Source organism: Solibacillus sp. FSL W7-1436 (genome assembly GCF_038007305.1).
Taxonomy (GTDB): domain Bacteria; phylum Bacillota; class Bacilli; order Bacillales_A; family Planococcaceae; genus Solibacillus.
Genome location: NZ_JBBOWV010000001.1, coordinates 743,194 through 759,425 on the forward strand (window position 1 = coordinate 743,194; position 16,232 = coordinate 759,425).

General features: G+C 39.7%; 16 protein-coding genes. 4 read left to right on the forward strand and 12 right to left on the reverse strand.

All coding sequences use genetic code 11. The features are described 5' to 3' along the window. Nucleotides 1–12: 12 nt before the first annotated feature. From MKX73_RS03745 to MKX73_RS03765, 5 genes are all read right to left on the reverse strand, one after another. Nucleotides 13–1,947 carry an ABC transporter permease gene (locus tag MKX73_RS03745; protein ID WP_340716357.1) on the reverse strand — a complete coding sequence of 645 codons (1,935 nt, stop codon included), beginning with the start codon at nucleotides 1,945–1,947 and terminating at the stop codon, nucleotides 13–15. Continuing rightward, entirely contained in the window at nucleotides 1,919–2,692 is a 774-nt protein-coding gene (locus tag MKX73_RS03750) for an ABC transporter ATP-binding protein (RefSeq protein ID WP_340716358.1), read from the reverse strand. The genes MKX73_RS03745 and MKX73_RS03750 overlap by 29 nt, the downstream gene beginning before the upstream one ends. A 48-nt stretch (nucleotides 2,693–2,740) precedes the next feature. Next, complete coding sequence (locus MKX73_RS03755; RefSeq protein ID WP_340716359.1) at nucleotides 2,741–3,724, reverse strand: sensor histidine kinase; 984 nt, start codon at nucleotides 3,722–3,724, stop codon at nucleotides 2,741–2,743. Beyond that, a complete protein-coding gene (locus MKX73_RS03760) occupies nucleotides 3,724–4,428 on the reverse strand; it encodes a response regulator transcription factor (RefSeq protein ID WP_340716360.1) in 705 nt (234 codons plus the stop codon). Before MKX73_RS03760 ends, MKX73_RS03755 begins: the two co-directional genes overlap by 1 nt. A gap of 156 nt (nucleotides 4,429–4,584) precedes the next feature. Continuing rightward, nucleotides 4,585–5,577 carry a lipoate--protein ligase gene (locus tag MKX73_RS03765; protein WP_340716361.1) on the reverse strand — a complete coding sequence of 331 codons (993 nt, stop codon included), beginning with the start codon at nucleotides 5,575–5,577 and terminating at the stop codon, nucleotides 4,585–4,587. A gap of 139 nt (nucleotides 5,578–5,716) precedes the next feature. Between MKX73_RS03765 and yhfH the strand changes: the two genes are divergently transcribed. Next, entirely contained in the window at nucleotides 5,717–5,842 is a 126-nt protein-coding gene (gene yhfH / locus MKX73_RS03770) for a protein YhfH (RefSeq protein ID WP_340716362.1), read from the forward strand. 161 nt (nucleotides 5,843–6,003) lie between these two features. Here yhfH and MKX73_RS03775 read toward each other — a convergent pair whose 3' ends face one another. From MKX73_RS03775 to hemE, 6 genes are all read right to left on the reverse strand, one after another. After that, nucleotides 6,004–8,190 carry a YhgE/Pip domain-containing protein gene (locus MKX73_RS03775; protein WP_340716363.1) on the reverse strand — a complete coding sequence of 729 codons (2,187 nt, stop codon included), beginning with the start codon at nucleotides 8,188–8,190 and terminating at the stop codon, nucleotides 6,004–6,006. A gap of 89 nt (nucleotides 8,191–8,279) precedes the next feature. Continuing rightward, a complete protein-coding gene (locus MKX73_RS03780; protein ID WP_079524462.1) occupies nucleotides 8,280–8,855 on the reverse strand; it encodes a TetR/AcrR family transcriptional regulator in 576 nt (191 codons plus the stop codon). Nucleotides 8,856–8,939: 84 nt separating this feature from the next. Beyond that, a complete protein-coding gene (locus tag MKX73_RS03785; protein ID WP_340716364.1) occupies nucleotides 8,940–9,443 on the reverse strand; it encodes a FixH family protein in 504 nt (167 codons plus the stop codon). A gap of 205 nt (nucleotides 9,444–9,648) precedes the next feature. Next, on the reverse strand, nucleotides 9,649–11,082 hold the full coding sequence (gene hemY / locus MKX73_RS03790; protein WP_340718839.1) for a protoporphyrinogen oxidase: 1,434 nt from the start codon (nucleotides 11,080–11,082) through the stop codon (nucleotides 9,649–9,651). Between the two features lie 12 nt (nucleotides 11,083–11,094). Beyond that, nucleotides 11,095–12,027: a ferrochelatase gene (gene hemH, locus MKX73_RS03795; RefSeq protein WP_251690373.1), complete on the reverse strand. Its 933-nt coding sequence runs from the start codon at nucleotides 12,025–12,027 to the stop codon at nucleotides 11,095–11,097. A 157-nt stretch (nucleotides 12,028–12,184) separates the two neighbouring features. Next, nucleotides 12,185–13,237 carry a uroporphyrinogen decarboxylase gene (hemE, locus tag MKX73_RS03800; protein WP_340716365.1) on the reverse strand — a complete coding sequence of 351 codons (1,053 nt, stop codon included), beginning with the start codon at nucleotides 13,235–13,237 and terminating at the stop codon, nucleotides 12,185–12,187. Between the two features lie 211 nt (nucleotides 13,238–13,448). Here hemE and MKX73_RS03805 point away from each other — a divergent pair, with 211 nt between their 5' ends. From MKX73_RS03805 to MKX73_RS03815, 3 genes are all read left to right on the forward strand, one after another. Next, on the forward strand, nucleotides 13,449–13,955 hold the full coding sequence (locus MKX73_RS03805; protein WP_340716366.1) for an antibiotic biosynthesis monooxygenase family protein: 507 nt from the start codon (nucleotides 13,449–13,451) through the stop codon (nucleotides 13,953–13,955). A gap of 122 nt (nucleotides 13,956–14,077) precedes the next feature. After that, entirely contained in the window at nucleotides 14,078–14,629 is a 552-nt protein-coding gene (locus MKX73_RS03810; protein WP_340716367.1) for a chromate transporter, read from the forward strand. Then, on the forward strand, nucleotides 14,626–15,153 hold the full coding sequence (locus MKX73_RS03815) for a chromate transporter (RefSeq protein ID WP_340716368.1): 528 nt from the start codon (nucleotides 14,626–14,628) through the stop codon (nucleotides 15,151–15,153). The genes MKX73_RS03810 and MKX73_RS03815 overlap by 4 nt, the downstream gene beginning before the upstream one ends. Before the next feature lie 76 nt (nucleotides 15,154–15,229). Here the strand turns inward: MKX73_RS03815 and MKX73_RS03820 are convergent, their stop codons facing one another. Then, nucleotides 15,230–16,213, reverse strand: coding sequence for a quinone oxidoreductase family protein (locus MKX73_RS03820; protein ID WP_340716369.1), 984 nt, complete (start codon nucleotides 16,211–16,213; stop codon nucleotides 15,230–15,232). Nucleotides 16,214–16,232 lie beyond the last annotated feature (19 nt).

Here is a 16,232-nt window from a genome sequence, read left to right on the forward strand (position 1 = left end):
TCTATTTTTCACTCACCCGCGCACATGTGAAATATAGCGCCAGCGGATTAGGAAAAAGTAGACGATTTGGATAAGGGCAAACATTGTAAACGAAAATACAACTTCTTTTACAATCGATAAATTCATGACATCATTCAATACGGTTTGCACCACATAGAACGCAAACGCACTATGCACAAAGGCTAATCCCCATGGCAGGAAAAATTGAATCATTAAATTTCTCGTAATGAGACGCTTCAGCTCCTTACCGCTTAACCCTACTTTAACGAGCATATCAAACTGCTTTTTCTCCCGGTCCAAGTTCGCGTAAATTTTAAAATAAACGAAACTTCCTGATGCAAGTAGAAACACAGCTACTACCAATATACCGATGAGTGTTAATAAAGAATACGTAGCTAATATATAAGAATAATTTAATCCGGCATTTTCAAAGTAAAACGGCAACGTATATTCACTGTTGATCAGATAATCGCGGGCAACCATCTGCTGAATATCGATTCCGATATTTTCCGTTTCGGTCCAGTTAGGGATATCAAATGTAAATAGATGATAACCAGGCTCGACATACGGGGCCATTTCAAACTCATTTGTCAGCTTTTCAAAGTCTTCATCACTAATAATGATGGAGTTGCTGCTTATAATAGCCGTCGGGAAAAACATTTTCGGGTACACACTGTTGATCGTCAGGTCTACATTATTTTCCTTCAGCACTGTCTTTACTTCCGTTTTCTCCAGCTTTTCGATCGAATCTTCCGAATAAGGGATAAACATTGCTTCCCCACTTTTTAAATTCACGAGAGGATATTTATACGAAAACAGCAGATGGTTAATATCCGTTTCCCGGAAAACTTCCACCGGATTCGATGTATACGATGATGTTTGGCGCATGACCGTAAAGCGCGTCATATGATAACTGATGCCGTTGTACTCAAGCTCATCGATTACGGATAAAATATGTTCGATTTCGTAAGGATTATCGATTTCCCCTTTATATATGAGGCCGATTGGATTAATCTTGTCATACTGTGATGTATACGAAGACATCGCCGATAAAACACCGACCGTTAAAAAGGCAAGTGTCGAGACGAGGGTCACAATGAAAAACATGCGTGAATTGAAACGTAAAATCTGCACTTGTTCGGCGATTGCCAGCATGCGTGCCCGTTTCCAGTAAAACTGCTTGTGCCCCTTCAGCCGGTCAATAATATAAAGAGTCGTATCCGAAAAGAAATAATACGTTCCCAATGTCACGAAAACAGGAATCAGCAATGTATATGAAAAAATAGAAGACTTCGTTGTAATGAGTGCAAGACCGTAGCCACATAAAATAAGGATTATTCCTAAAATGGCATTACGTTTTGAATAGGACACTGCGGCATCCACAAACTTTGGGCCTCTTATAAAATTCCGTATTTTAATGTCCGGCGTAAACAGGATGCTCAATGTCGAGATCACAACAAATGCGCTCAAATATACGAATAATGTCAGCACAAACGGCTCCCATGACAAATAGAGCGGCAACGCATTTAAATTCAAAATTTCACGGACAATCATAAAGAAAAACTTTGAAAATGCGAATCCAAAAACAATTCCGGAAATACATGAAAAGATCCCGATCGTCATCGTTTCGATAATTACCAGTTTCCCTAACTGATTCCGGTCCATCCCGAGATGAAGCAATATCGCAAACTCTTTAGAACGCGCCTCCAAAAAGGCACGCATCGAGTAAAAAATAAAAAACCAAGAAAACAGCACGAGAACGACTTCCGCAAAAACCATTCCGGCGATCGATACTTCCCCTAAAAAACCACGTTCGATTTCAGGATGAAACATAAGCATCGAATAAATAAAGAACACAAAAACACTGAAAAAGCTGGCCATAAAAAAGGCGGCGTAATTACGGAAGTTCCGGAAAACGTTACGGTAAGCGAATTGAAGAAAAGTCACCTACATGTCCCCCTAATAAACTTAATACATTTAAAATGCGCTGGAAAAATGTTTGGCGACGATCATCTGTATAAATTTCATTGAAAAACTCGCCGTCTTTAATAAAAATCACACGATCGCAATAACTCGCCGCAATCGGATCATGTGTCACCATTAAAATCGTCGTCTCGTTTTCTTTATTCATTCTTGCCAAAAGCTCCAGTACTTCCCGCGATGCATTCGAATCCAGATTCCCTGTCGGCTCATCGGCCAACACGAGCATCGGTTTATGGATCAGTGCACGCGCAATCGCTGTTCTTTGGGCCTGTCCGCCGGATATTTCATTCGGTCGCTTCATTAAAATGGGCGTCAAATCGAGCAGCTCACTTAAATAGTGCAGCCGTTCCTCCATGACAGCAATCGGCTGTTCATCAATTGTCAGCGGTAATATGATATTTTCCTCCACCGTCAATGTCGGCAGCAGATTAAAATCCTGAAAGACAAAACCAAGCTGGCGTCGTCTGAAATAGGCAAGTTCCTCACTATTAAGCTTTTGCGGTTTCATCCCATTAAAGATAATCTCGCCGGATGTCAGCGTATCGATCATGGATACCATATTCAAAAGTGTCGTTTTCCCGCTGCCTGACGGACCCATAATTGCGACAAACTCACCCTTTTCCACTTCAAAACTAAGCTGGTTGAGCGCCCGCTTCGTCACTTTTCCTTCATATACTTTCGTAGCATCTTGTATTTGTAAAATAGACATAGTAACTCCTTTTAACCAAGTCTGTTTCTTCCAATCAATAATAATTCCCTATGACTGAAAAATCACTTCAATTTGTGTACCTTTACCAACTTCCGATGTAATCAAAAGCTGGTGTCCGAGCTTATCACAAATCTCCTTTGCGATATAGAGTCCCATGCCGGTAGATTCACCGGTTTTCCGGCCGTTTTCACCGGTAAAAAACGGCTTCATTACACGGGGTAAATCGGATTTAGGAATGCCGACCCCTTCATCACGTATGAATAAATGGACATGCTGTTCTTTTTTCACCGCCGTAATATACAGTTTTTTATTCGGTTCAAATGTATATTTCACCGCGTTTGTTATGAACTGTCCAATAAGGAAGTTCAGCCACTTCATATCACTCATGACGATCAGCTCTTCATCGATGTTCACTTCCGGAAATACCCGGTTGGCGATAAACAGACGTTTATGTTCATTAACATTTGCCATGATTGCAGATTTTAAAGGCACTTGTCCGATTTGCATATCATCCGAAAAGTTTTCCAGACGTGCATTCACTAAAACCATTTCAAGACCGCGCTTCAAACGCTCGGTTTCCTCCTGCACACTTTTTTTATCCAGTTCTTCTTCCTGCTGCAGCAAAAGCTCCAAAACAGAGACAGGGGTTTTCATCTGGTGTACCCACTGGTTCATAAATTTATATTGTCTGGACTGGGCTGCATAAAGCGCCTGCACTTCATGCTGATACAATTTGTACAGCTCATGCAAATAACGCTCTGTCTCCATATATTCCGTTGTTTTTGCATTCTTTTGAAGCGCATCCTCCATCGTTTGCGGCAGCGTTGAGATTTTCGCTAAATAACGGCGTCTCAACATATAGCGCACAACTAAAAAAGAGAAGATTAAAAGCAGACTGATTGCCATCGCATAAATGGCTGTAGTAACACTGCGAAAACCATCAAGCCAAAATAATGTAAGCAAAAATAATGTGAGGACGATTTGAAAAATCAGGTAGGAAAGATGCTCCTTCACAAACAGTTTGATCGCCATTACATTTCCTCCGAGCTTAATAAGAAGCGGTACCCTGCTCCGCGCACTGTTTCAATAACAGATGAAATGCCGTAGTCGGCCAGCTTTTTCCGCACGCGCGTCATGTTCACATTCAATGTGTTTTCATCAACAAATGCCTGATCATCCCACAATTCCTCCAACAGCTGTTCACGTGACACGACTTTTGGCGCCTGTCCCATTAATAACCCTAAAATGACACATTCCTTCTTTTGAAGCGGAACGACGAGATCCTTCAATTGAAGTTCCATCCTTTCCAAATACAATGTAAGCTGTCCTTGTATAATTTTCCGCTCTTCCTGTCTTGCAGAATATTCTCCGTATGTACGACGTAAATGGCTGCGAATTTTAGCGAGTACGATTTCATAGTTAAACGGCTTCGTTATAAAATCATCTCCGCCATTTTCCAGTGCAAATATTTGATCCATTTCCCCCGAACGAGCGGATATAAATAAAATCGGACATTTCGTAAATTGTCTCAGCTCCCGGCACCAATAGTATCCGTCATAGGAAGGTAAATTAATATCGAGTAAAATTAAATGAGGAGAAAATGCCAGGCATTGCTGTATTAATGAATCGAAGTTTTTAATCGTTTCGACTTCGTACTGGTATTTTCTTAATGTGTCTGCCAATAGTGCAGCTATTTTAGGATCATCCTCGACGATGAAAATTCGATGTTTTTCCATCTGAATGACCTCCTTTTCAATGGGTTTCCAACTAAAATATCCCTACATAAGTTAATTGTTCATATTGTTCCATTGTATCAAAAAAAGGGGGCTCCCGAAAACAGGAGCCTCCTTTTCTACACACTCTATTACATTCTTGATGACCGACATAAGCTGCTAGTAAATTAAATGAAGGAAATCCTCTTCCGTAATCCCGCCAAAGTATACCGGAATTTCAATATCTTTCAGTTTTACTGCAATTGCGGCACGGTCATATTTCGTTCCGACCAGAAGTTCTCCAACCTCATCTACATCACCGACACCAAAGAAATCCCCGAAGATTTTCGCCTCTTCAATGACCCCTTTATTCACTTCCAGGCGAATATCCAGGCTGCCTGAAGGGAAACGCTTCGTCTTTTGAATGTTAAAGCGCGGTGATTTTCCGTAATTCCACTCCCATAACTGATAGCGGTTTTTCGAAATTTCGTGGATGTTCTCCCAATCTTCTTTCGTCAGCTCGTAATATTGAATATTTTCCTCGCCGCCGAAAATCGATTTTAAAATTTCCATACGGAACTCTTCTACCGTGATTTTTTCTGGAAGGAAATCAATGATGTTCGCAACACGTGAGCGCACGGATTTGATACCTTTTGATTCGATCTTGTCCTGTTTTACTTTAAGCGAGTTCACGACAGCATCAATATCCAGATTAAACATAAGTGTCCCGTGGCTGAACATGCGGCCACGCGTTGAATATTGCGCATTGCCTGAAACCTTTTTCCCTTCAGCCAAAATATCGTTACGGCCTGAAAGCTCGGAGTTAACCCCCAATTTTGCAAGTGCGTCAACAACAGGCTGTGTGAATTTTTTATAGTTGCTGAAGCTGTTGCCGTCATCCTTTGTCAGGAAGCTGAAGTTCAGATTGTTTAAATCATGATAAACTGCCCCACCGCCGGAAAGACGACGTACTACAATGATTCCGTTCTCTTCAACGTAATCTGTGTTGATTTCTTCGATTGTGTTTTGATTTTTTCCGATGATAATCGAAGGCTGATTAATATAGAACAGTAAAAAATCATCCTTTTCGATATCCATGTTTTTCAGTATATACTCTTCTATTGCCAAGTTAATACGCGGATCTGTAATTCCTTTATTATCGATAAAATACAAAAGGCTCACTCCTTCAAAAATCGTCCATTTATATTTTAACTTAATTTAGGCATTTTGTGTTGACGAATTAAATCTGTTATAATACAATACAATATATAAACAGAAGTAATATAACAGAAACTTAAAGGAGGCATACACAATGTTAGAAAACGTAGTGGAATTTTTCAAGAATTTACCTGATAAAGTTTGCGTTCAATGCGGTGATAAAATCGAAGAACAAAGCGAGTGCTACAGCAACAATTGTGATAAATGTAACTCTCTTTAATTCTTTACACACTGTTTAATTCGTATTACTGACAACTTCATCTTAGAAATAGGATGAACCTATGATAGCTTACTTGAACCACGAGCTCGCTCAATGCTCGTGGTTTTTTCTGTATAAAAAAGCATGGATTCAAGTAATTACCCGAATCCATGCTTTTTCTTTTATAGTTCTGTTTGTTGATTTGAATAACGTTTTTTATAAAGCAATGCAAAGTAACCGAACGTGATTGCTAAGCATGAAATCATAACTGCACCTAAAATCGACCAGTTGAACAATAGGAATGATGTATCACCAGTTGAAATGGCTGCTTTGAAGCCTTGTACAGAGAATGTCATCGGTAAAATTTTATTGAAGAAATGCAATTGCTCTGGTACTAGTTCAATCGGGAATGTCCCTGCACTTGTTGTTAATTGAAGAATCAACACCACGATAGCAATAAATCGTCCTGGATCACCAAATACAGATACAAGCAATTGAACCATAGCTAAGAATGTAAAGCTAGTTATAATCGTTGTCAGAATGAACTGCGGCATATTATTTACCTCAAGTCCAAGCCCCCAAACGACAATTGCAATCGTTATAAATGACTGCACCAATCCAACACCGATTAATACAGTTACTTTACTTACAAACCAGCTTGCACTATTTTTCGGGATAATGGCTGGTTCAACTAATGGGAATACAATTGAAATTAATAATGCCCCAACGAATAATCCTAAAGAAATAAAGTATGGTGCAAAACCTGTACCATAATTCGGTACATGGTTCACGGAATCTTTTTCGACTTCTACTGGAGAACCGACCATATTGTACGTGTCTTCAGTCGGATTTACAGCGGCTTTTTCGCCAGCTTCCGTTAACTTTTCAGATAAAGTTGTCGTACCATCCTTCAACTCTTTCGTACCATCCGCTAAAGTAGTAGAACCTTGTGCCAACTCACCTGACTTTTCTGCCAACAAGCTAGTACCGTCATATAATTTATTCGAACCATCAACTAATGTGTTCAAACCTTGTGCTAATTTGTTGGCACCTGTTGCAGCACTTGATGCGCCTGCTGTTAATTCATTTAGCTTTTCTGCGATAGTTGTATTGCCTTGTGCTAATGAATTGGCACCTGCTATCAGCTGTGCTGAATTTTGCTGTAATTGTGCAACTCCTGCAGTTACTTGTTGTTGCCCTGCATTTAATTTACTTGCACCTTCACTGATTGCCGCGATTTTATCGTCCAATCCGTTTGTTCCTGCGTGTAGCTGGCTTAAACCGCCACTTACTTGTTTACTGCCTTCTTGCAGCTGTCCTAATGCAGCTTTTAGTGCTGCTTGATTTTCTTCAGGCAACATAGGTAATATCGCTTCCAGTTGCCCCGCCAACTGATCCATACCCCCTGCTACATTAGCTGAACCATCTGCGAGCGCTTTTACTTTGTCATCGATATTCGCTGTACCTTGTGTTAATAAGTTCAGGTTTTCAGCTAAACTTGCCTGACCGGATGTAATGTCCTTTTGTCCGTTTGCTACTTGTGCAACACCATCCGTATAGCTTTCAATACCTTGCTGCAATGTATTGGCGCCATCTGCTGCAGATTTTGCTCCTGTTTCAAGTTGGTTGCTGCCATAAGCAATTTTGGCTACACCTGCCGCCAGATCGGAAGCACCTTTCGCAGCATTTTTAGCACCAGTAACTAAAGCGTCTGTACCATCAGATAATTGAACAGAGCTTGATGCCAATTGTTCTAAATAGCCTTTCAGCTCATCAGCGCCATCCGCCAGCTTCGCGGCACCTTCATCCAGTTCCCCTGCTCCATCTGCTGCCTCGGTAAAACCGTCACCAAGCTGTGTAATGGAATCAAATAACTTTTCTGCATATGTTGCTGAAACTTGCGTATTTACTTCCGCTTTAATGCGATCCATTGCAGTTTCACCAATTTGTGCACCTAAAAAGTTGAAGCCTTCATTTGGAATATAGTCAATAACCAATTTTTGTGGTTCATCATCTAATAATGTAGTTGCATGCTCTGAGAAGTTTTCCGGAATTTTAATTAAGATATAATATTTTTGATCCTTTAATTTTTGGTCCGCTTCCTTTGCGTCAACTTCCTCAAACCGGAATTGCTCGCTATCTATCAGCTTATCAACCAATGTTTGACCGAGCTCCATTGTTTCCTCATCCATCACAGCACCTTTGTCTTCATTGACAACGGCAACCGGCAAGTCCTTTAAATTGGCATATGGATCCCAAAATGCCCATAAGAACATCCCGCTGTACATAACAGGAACAAATAGAACGGCAATAACTGAAATAAGCATTTTCTTAGTTTTAAAAATCTTCAGCCATTCTGCTTTTATCACACTAATTTCCTCCTTATAAAACTATATGACCAATATCGTCATTCGGTCATTTCATGGTAAAAAGAAACCACTTCACCAGGAAGTGACTACTAATTTTTCTTTGCCAAACCACGGAAAATGGTTTCGCTGAATAATGTCAAAATTTCTTGTTCGTTGAGTGGTTCATTATGCGTCAACTGCCAATCCACAATAAAAGCCAAATACGATTTAAACAATAAAAAGGCTACATGCTCAGGATTACAGTCAATAACCTCATCTTTTGCAATGCCGTTGCGAATGCGCATCGAGACGTATGAAATGATTTCCGACTCGATTTTCAACAGCATTTGCTGTACTTCAGGTGTGCCCAGTGCTCTTTCCTCATCTATTAGTTTGGCAAACAGTAAATGACGCTCACGGAACTGCAGCATTTTCATCAATGCTGTATGGGCATTTTGCATAAAGCTCGCATTTACATCGATTAACTGATCTGTTTCGCGCTTCATTTCACCGATTAAATGGAATACAACTTCCTGAAACAGCTCTTCTTTATTTTTAAAAAAGGTATAAATAGTCCCTTTTCCTACATTTGCAATTTTAGCAACTTGTTCAATCGTTGTTGCTTTATATCCAAATAATGTGAAGGATTTTGTAGCAGCTATTAAAATTTCATGTCGACGATCCATAAATCCACCTCCTCAAAAAGTGACCGAATGAACACTTCGGTCATTCAGTCACTATTATACACCGTTTTTCTTATATTGCAATATTTAATGGTTATGATCTTCTTCTTTTTCTTCTGTATTTTCTTCATTATGTTCTTCTTCGTGTTCCATCGAATCAGAACTTGTATCATCCAGCACTTTGCTCATATCAGGGTTGCCGACAATCAGCTTCTGTTTCGGCATCACATGCATGCCCCGCGCCGTCGTATGGGCAAACATAAAGTATACACCATCATGGTCAAACGTATAGTCAGCGACATAGATTCCGTCTTCTGTCAGTTCTCCGTCCAGCATCTCCCCTTCATCGCGAAGACCTGATTCCCATACTTCAAACTTCACTTCTTTTGCATCATTTACCGCTTCTTCATCCTGCGTCACACGCGCCGCAAGCTGAATCATTTCCCCTGCGTTCAATTGTTCAGCCGTTTTAATATGTACATCGACAATTGCCGGTACCTCGGCAGTATCAAGTGTTTCCACTTCAGGATCATCCCCGCACCCTACCAGTAAAAAAGGTACTGCAACTAAACTGTAAAACCATTTTTTCATCGTACAATCTCCCATCCTTGTTAACATTTATGTAATTTATTGCAATCTTTTCCCCATCTTTATTAGCGTACTAAAAAATCCTTACAGATGCATACTAAATTTAAGATAAATTTGTGAACCATTAGGAAATTTCCCAAAATAAAATGCTGCATTAAAAGCGTTTCCCTTTTAATGCAGCATCTCGTCCAGCTATTCTATTGAATTGCTATATTGCCAATTTTGACCCGGCCAACTGTTTGAGCAATTGCTCGGCAGTCGTTCTACCTTGCAAAACACAGTCCGGAATACTAATTCCCTCATAGGAGCTTCCTGTTAAAAAGACATTCGGAAACTCTTGATAAAACTGTTTTTTCATAGTCGACATGCGCGACTCATGACCAATTGTATATTGAGGCATTGCTTCCTTCCAGCGGGCAACTGTCGTCAACAATGGCTGGGCATCCAAACCTACCGCCCGTTCCAAATCCTGCAATACGATTTTTTCAATTTCACTGTCAGGCAGCTCCACAATCGATTCGTCCCCTACACGGCCAATGTAAACCCTCAGCAGTTCATGGCCATCCGGCGAGACATTATCCCATTTTCGGTGACTCCACGTACAGCTTGTAATGGCAAAATGACTATTGCGTGAAACGAAGAAGTTAAGCGCATCTTCATATTTTTGCATCGAACCTTTTTCAAATGCCATCGTAACCGTCGCTATTGTAGCATAATTCATATCCGGCACTTGCTGCATCGTGACAGAGTCCGGGAAGATCCTTTTCGCTACATTAAACGGTGTCGTTACAACAAGTTTATCTACTTGTATAGACGCCCCATCATTCAATTCTATAAGATGTGTACCATCATTATTTTTTTCAACGGAGTTCACTTTCAAACCTTTTAAAATCGTAACTTCGGTTAAAGCATTTTCCAATGTTTCAATTAATGATTCCAACCCGTTTTCAAATGATTCATAGTGTAGTTCACCTGGAGTATCCACGAGTGCGTAAATACCTTTACCTGTTTTTTTCATACCGAGCAGCAAACTGCGGTATTCTTTTTCCAACTGATAAAACTGCGGGAACATCGATTGCATACTTAAATGGTCGACATCACCTGCAAAAGTACCTGCCAACACCGGTTCAACTAAATTTTCTACAACTTCTCTACCAAAGCGCCGATTGAAAAACTCACTGATCGGTTCGTCGGCCGCATGCGGTAATTTCGGTAATAACAAATCCCCTGCCGCGCGGAATTTCCCCATTAACGATAGAACATTCGATGTCATGAACGGGAAGATTTTAGGTGACCCTCCGAGCAGAATATTGCTCGGAATTTGGTGTAACTTGCTACCAACTGCGATGAATGTTCGACCATAATTATTTTGAATCATCTCATGTTCGATATTTAAATCACGTGCCAACTTTCGGACACTGCTACCTGTATCAAAAAACGATTCAGGCCCACGTTCGATAATATATCCATTTTGACGAACAGTATGGATTTTACCACCTAAACGTAGTGACGCTTCGATCAACACGATATCTATCGGTAAATTATGCGCCTTCGTTTTTTGCTGTAAATAGTATGCCGTCGTTAAACCAGTGATGCCACCGCCAACGATAACAACCTTGTTCCTTTTTAAAGTCACCCTCATCATCACTCTCTACTATTTCGCTAATTTTTTATTGATAGCATCTACCATTGCATCAATGAATAAAGGATGTGTATTTGGCATTGTCGGGCGATAGTAGCTTGCACCGATTTCGTCACAAACAACTTTACACTCAATGTCATTATCATATAGCACTTCTAAATGCTCTGTAACAAATCCTACTGGTGTATAGATGAAAGCTTTATAACCTTTTTGCTCAAATAATTCCTTCGTTAAGTCCTGTACATCCGGTCCTAGCCATGGCTCTGGTGTTTGTCCTGCAGACTGCCAGCCTACTTCAACATTCACAATATCAGAAGCCTCTTCAATTAAACGCGCTGTTTCGATTAACTGCTCTTCATACGGATCGCCCGCAAGTTTGATTTTTTCCGGCAATGAGTGGTTAGATACGATTAAGCAAGCATTTGCACGCTCTTCTTCCGTCATTTTTGCCAACTCGCCATTCACGGCATTTTTCCAGAATTCAATGAACTTAGGCTCGTCATACCATGCTTCAACAGAAGTAATGTTTAACGTACCGCCTAATTTTTCAGCAGCTTCCTTCGCTCGTCCATTGTACGATTTAATAGAGAATGTTGAGAAGTGAGGTGCTAAAACGATCGATACCGCTTCAGTGATTCCTTCTTTCACCATTGCTTCTACCGCATCTTCTACAAATGGTTCAATATGCTTCAAGCCGATAAATACTTTATATTCCACTTCGTCCTGTACTTCGTTCAAACGTGCACATAATGCATGGGCCTGTGCTTCCGTCATTTTCGCAAGCGGAGAAATACCGCCGATTGCACGGTAACGTTCTGTTAAGTCGTCCAAATGTTCCTGGCTTGGTTTGCGGCCATGACGAATATGTGTGTAATAACGTTCGATATCTTCTTCTTTGTATGGCGTACCATAAGCCATTACTAATAACCCGCGTACTTCTTTCATGTAAGTTCACCTCTGCATGTTTTTAAACACGTTTCTATTTTTATTAGTTTTAAAAGTTTTCATCCCGTTTGTTTTTGGGTGCTCTCCAGCAAACTTTTCATCTATATAGATTTCTCACCTAAACCGGTGAATAATCAAATTTAAATTTATTGTTGTATTATGAACGCTTTGCGATTTGTTCGCGGCTGTATTCATGTACAAATGTTGTTAGTCGTTTTAATACGGCCGGATCCACTTCAGGGAAGACACCATGTCCTAAGTTGAAAATATGTCCGCCTGTATGTGCTAAACCTTGATCGACAATGTCTTTCGCTCGTGCTTCGATTACATTCCAGTCTGCAAGTAATAATGTAGGATCCAAGTTCCCTTGTACCGCTTTTGTTACCCCGCGTGCTTCTGCTTCACGGATTGGTAAACGCCAGTCCAAACCTACTACATCGACTGGCAGGTCATGCCATTCGTTTACTAAATGTGATGCACCTACACCAAACTGGATTAGCGGAACATTCAATGCGCGCAATTCAGCAAAAATACGTGTCATCGTCGGCTTGATGAAAATACGGTAATCTTCTACATTTAATGCACCAACCCAAGAATCGAAAATTTGGATTGCCTTTGCGCCAGCTTCTACTTGCGCTGTAATATCTACAATAATCATATCAGCCAGTTTTTCCATTAAAGCAAACCATGCTTTTGGCTGTGAAACCATGAATGATTTTGTTTTAGCATAGTTTTTGCTTGGACCGCCCTCGATCATATAGCTTGCAAGCGTGAACGGAGCACCGCCAAAACCGATTAACGGAACATTTAACTGTTCTGTTGTTAACATTTTAATTGTTTCAAGCACGAAAGGTGTATGCTCTTGTGCGTTGAAATCACGTAATTTTTCTACATCAGCAGCTGAACGGATAGGATTTGAAATAACCGGACCGATCCCTGCTTTTATTTTTACATCAATTCCCATTCCTGGTAAAGGGGTAACGATATCTTTATAAAGAATCGCAGCATCTACATTGTACTGATCGACAGGTAAACGCGTCACATATGCACATAACTCCGGCTGCATTGTAATCTCTTCTAATGAATATTTTTCTTTTATTTCACGATATTCTGGCTGTGAACGGCCTGCCTGGCGCATAAACCAAACCGGCGTATGTTCTACTTGCTCACCGCGAGCAGCACGTAATAATGTGTCATTAAATTTCATCATTTTTGATTTCTACCCCTTAAAGTAAATTCTTTTTTATTCTATACCTCAAAAACGTCATTGATATCCATCATCGACTATAAACTTTTCATAAATAATTGTATAGATTTCTTGAATAAATGTCATAAATTTGTCTCTTCTGCTGTAGAAGTTTTTGACAAATGGCTTGAACATCTTTATAAATGGAAATAATAGTGTAAAGGAGGTCGGTCATATGAATTTTTATGTAACTTCAGGAACACCTGACTATATGGAAAAATTAATCGCAAAAAATCCACAGCACCCTTTAATTTTATTGCATGGAAATGGAAATTCGGTGGTGTTGCACGAAACAGATAAAAAATCTATTTTCGCAGTCCCCCGCAAGTTTGAAGTCATTGCACAGGATGGGCAGTTTACACAAAAGGGCTATTTTACTTTTTTCAATATGCCCATTATGTCAGATGAACGTCCGGTTTTCGAGAAAAAAGCTCTCGACGTCATCCCTGCATTGAACACCAATGATGCTGTAATTGCCTACCGTTTATTGCGTCCGGTTAAGGCGGAAACCTATTTATTTATTATTCAATGGGGCGGACCTGCTTCCTACGAAGTATGGAAAGCCAGCGATGAGTATAAAACTTCATTTGCCCCTGTTTTTGAAGGTACGACACAAGTGTTGCAGTCGATGTTTAACTCATCCTCTTATATTACGACATATAGTGCAGCTTCAAAAGAATAATGCTTTTATGAAAAATGCTACGATTGTATTTCGTAGCATTTTTATATAAAATAATACATATTTAGAAATTCTTTCGTTTTCCGAACTATCCTGCTTCCAATTAATAAAAAGGCGGTTATGATGTGAAAATTCAAATCCAGTTGTTTAAAGCTTTTTTTGTGTCCGGAATTCTCGGCTTCGGCGGGGGTCCGACAATTATTCCATTACTTCACAAAGAAGTGGTAGAAAAATATAAACTTATGACAGACGATGATTTTTCTGATGTGCTATCAATCGGAAACACATTGCCTGGCCCGATTGCGACAAAGATGGCAGGCTATATTGGTTACCGTATAGGCGGAATTTTCGGGTTAGTCAATGCCCTGTTTGCCTCGGTCATGCCTACTGTACTATTAATTATTATTCTATTAAATTCTTTGAAAGAATTCAGCAACTCCGATTTTATCAATAATATGTCTAAAGGGGTCATACCGATTGTGACAGTTATGATGGGGCTCTATGCATTCGATTTCCTAAAAAAATCGCATAAAGCTTTAGGTCTGAAAATCAGCGCTATTATTTTCTTATATAGTTTTATAACAATTGTTGTATTTGATCTCCACCCTGGGATTATCATTGCTTCCCTCTTAATATTAGCATTTGCACTGCCGGCTAAAGGAGGAAAAGCACAATGATATTTTGGGAAATTTTCATTGCATTTTTAATACCAAACCTTTTGGCATACGGTGGGGGACCAGCTTCTATCCCGTTAATCGAACATGAAGTGGTAGACAGGTATGGATGGATGACGCAAAGTGAATTCAGTGAGTTTCTTGCTTTGGCAAATTCACTGCCCGGTCCTATTGCAACAAAGATGGCGGGCTATATCGGTTTTGAAGTCGGCGGATTTTTAGGGAGTATTATAGCATTATTCGCAACAGTTGCCCCTACCCTGATTTTAATGATTACACTATTGAACCTCCTGCATAAATATAGAGATTCGCCTAAAGTAATGCGGTTATCAAGCTTTGTATTACCGGCAATCGCTGTATTATTAATTACATTAACATTCGATTTCGCAAAGTCTTCCTACGAATCAAATAAACTGATTCCTACAATTTTAATGATTGTCGGCAGCTATCTCGCTTTGGAAAAATTCAAAGTTCCTTCTATTATAGTAATCGTCGTCGGGTTATTGATTGGCGGATTTATTTTATAATCAAACCTGATTATTATGGAACGGCAAAAAAGCTAATCTCTACTTATTAAACAAGAGGGGATTAGCTTTTGCTTTTTTAAACTTCATTGATATGAATAATTATTTTACCCAAAGCATTTCTACTTTCCATAAATTGATGAGCTTGTGCTGCATCTTCAAGTTGAAACTCTGCGCCAATATGAATCTTTACTTTATCGTCAGCGATTAACGAAATTACTTCATTTGAAACTTCCATTAATAACTGTGGCTGATCATTACGCATTGAACCAATGCTATAGCCTAAAACAGATCGACAGCTTGAATGCAGTAAATGGGATTGAATATTTGCAGGAGTTCCACTTGAATCACCGAATATTACAAGCCTTCCGTATTTTTTTAAATAGTCGAACGAGTTTTCAGTCACTTCCCCAGCAATTGAGTCAAGTATAACGTCGACTCCCTGTCCGTTCGTATATTGAAGAATTTTATCAATCGCATTTTCCTCTTCCAAAACAACAACATAATCTGCACCTGCATTTATGGCTTCTTGTACTTTACTTCTTCTACTAACTGTACCTATTACATTTTTAGCGCCTAAACATTTTGCAACTTGAATAGCTGTTGTTCCTACTCCCCCTGCTGCTCCATGGATAACGATTGATTCATTTTTTTCTAAGCGAGCCACTTTTTTTATTAAATAGTATGATGTAAATGCTACGAGTGGAGCTCCTTGAAATTTTCTGTAATGTTGTGCAGGAATAGGATATGTCAACATGGCATCTGCTACAGTGTATTCGGCATACGAACCTTTTTTAGGGAATGCAATAACATAATCTCCAACGTTTGTATGTTGAACTTGTGTACCCGCTTCCTCAACGATCCCTAAAACTTCTAAACCTAAAATTAAAGGCGGAGGGCCTGCTGCATGATATTTCCCAATTCGAGTTTTAATATCTGCAAAATTAACACTTGTTGAAATCACTTTAATGAGTACTTCATTGTCATTTGGAACAGGTTTTTCAACTGTTTGAACTTTTAAAACATCTGTATCTCCGAATTCGTCTAATAGTATCGCTTTCAACAAACCCCTCCTACCTTTT

Coding starts and splice junctions, on each gene's coding strand:
- yhfH (WP_340716362.1), top strand. CDS start 5,717: ATGTTAGAAAACGTAGTGGAATTTTTCAAGAATTTACCTGATAAAGTT.
- MKX73_RS03805 (WP_340716366.1), top strand. CDS start 13,449: ATGAATTTTTATGTAACTTCAGGAACACCTGACTATATGGAAAAATTA.
- MKX73_RS03780 (WP_079524462.1), bottom strand. CDS start 8,855: ATGGATCGTCGACATGAAATTTTAATAGCTGCTACAAAATCCTTCACA.
- MKX73_RS03750 (WP_340716358.1), bottom strand. CDS start 2,692: ATGTCTATTTTACAAATACAAGATGCTACGAAAGTATATGAAGGAAAA.
- hemH (WP_251690373.1), bottom strand. CDS start 12,027: ATGAAAGAAGTACGCGGGTTATTAGTAATGGCTTATGGTACGCCATAC.
- MKX73_RS03785 (WP_340716364.1), bottom strand. CDS start 9,443: ATGAAAAAATGGTTTTACAGTTTAGTTGCAGTACCTTTTTTACTGGTA.
- hemE (WP_340716365.1), bottom strand. CDS start 13,237: ATGATGAAATTTAATGACACATTATTACGTGCTGCTCGCGGTGAGCAA.
- MKX73_RS03760 (WP_340716360.1), bottom strand. CDS start 4,428: ATGGAAAAACATCGAATTTTCATCGTCGAGGATGATCCTAAAATAGCT.
- MKX73_RS03755 (WP_340716359.1), bottom strand. CDS start 3,724: ATGGCGATCAAACTGTTTGTGAAGGAGCATCTTTCCTACCTGATTTTT.
- MKX73_RS03815 (WP_340716368.1), top strand. CDS start 14,626: ATGATATTTTGGGAAATTTTCATTGCATTTTTAATACCAAACCTTTTG.
- hemY (WP_340718839.1), bottom strand. CDS start 11,082: ATGAGGGTGACTTTAAAAAGGAACAAGGTTGTTATCGTTGGCGGTGGC.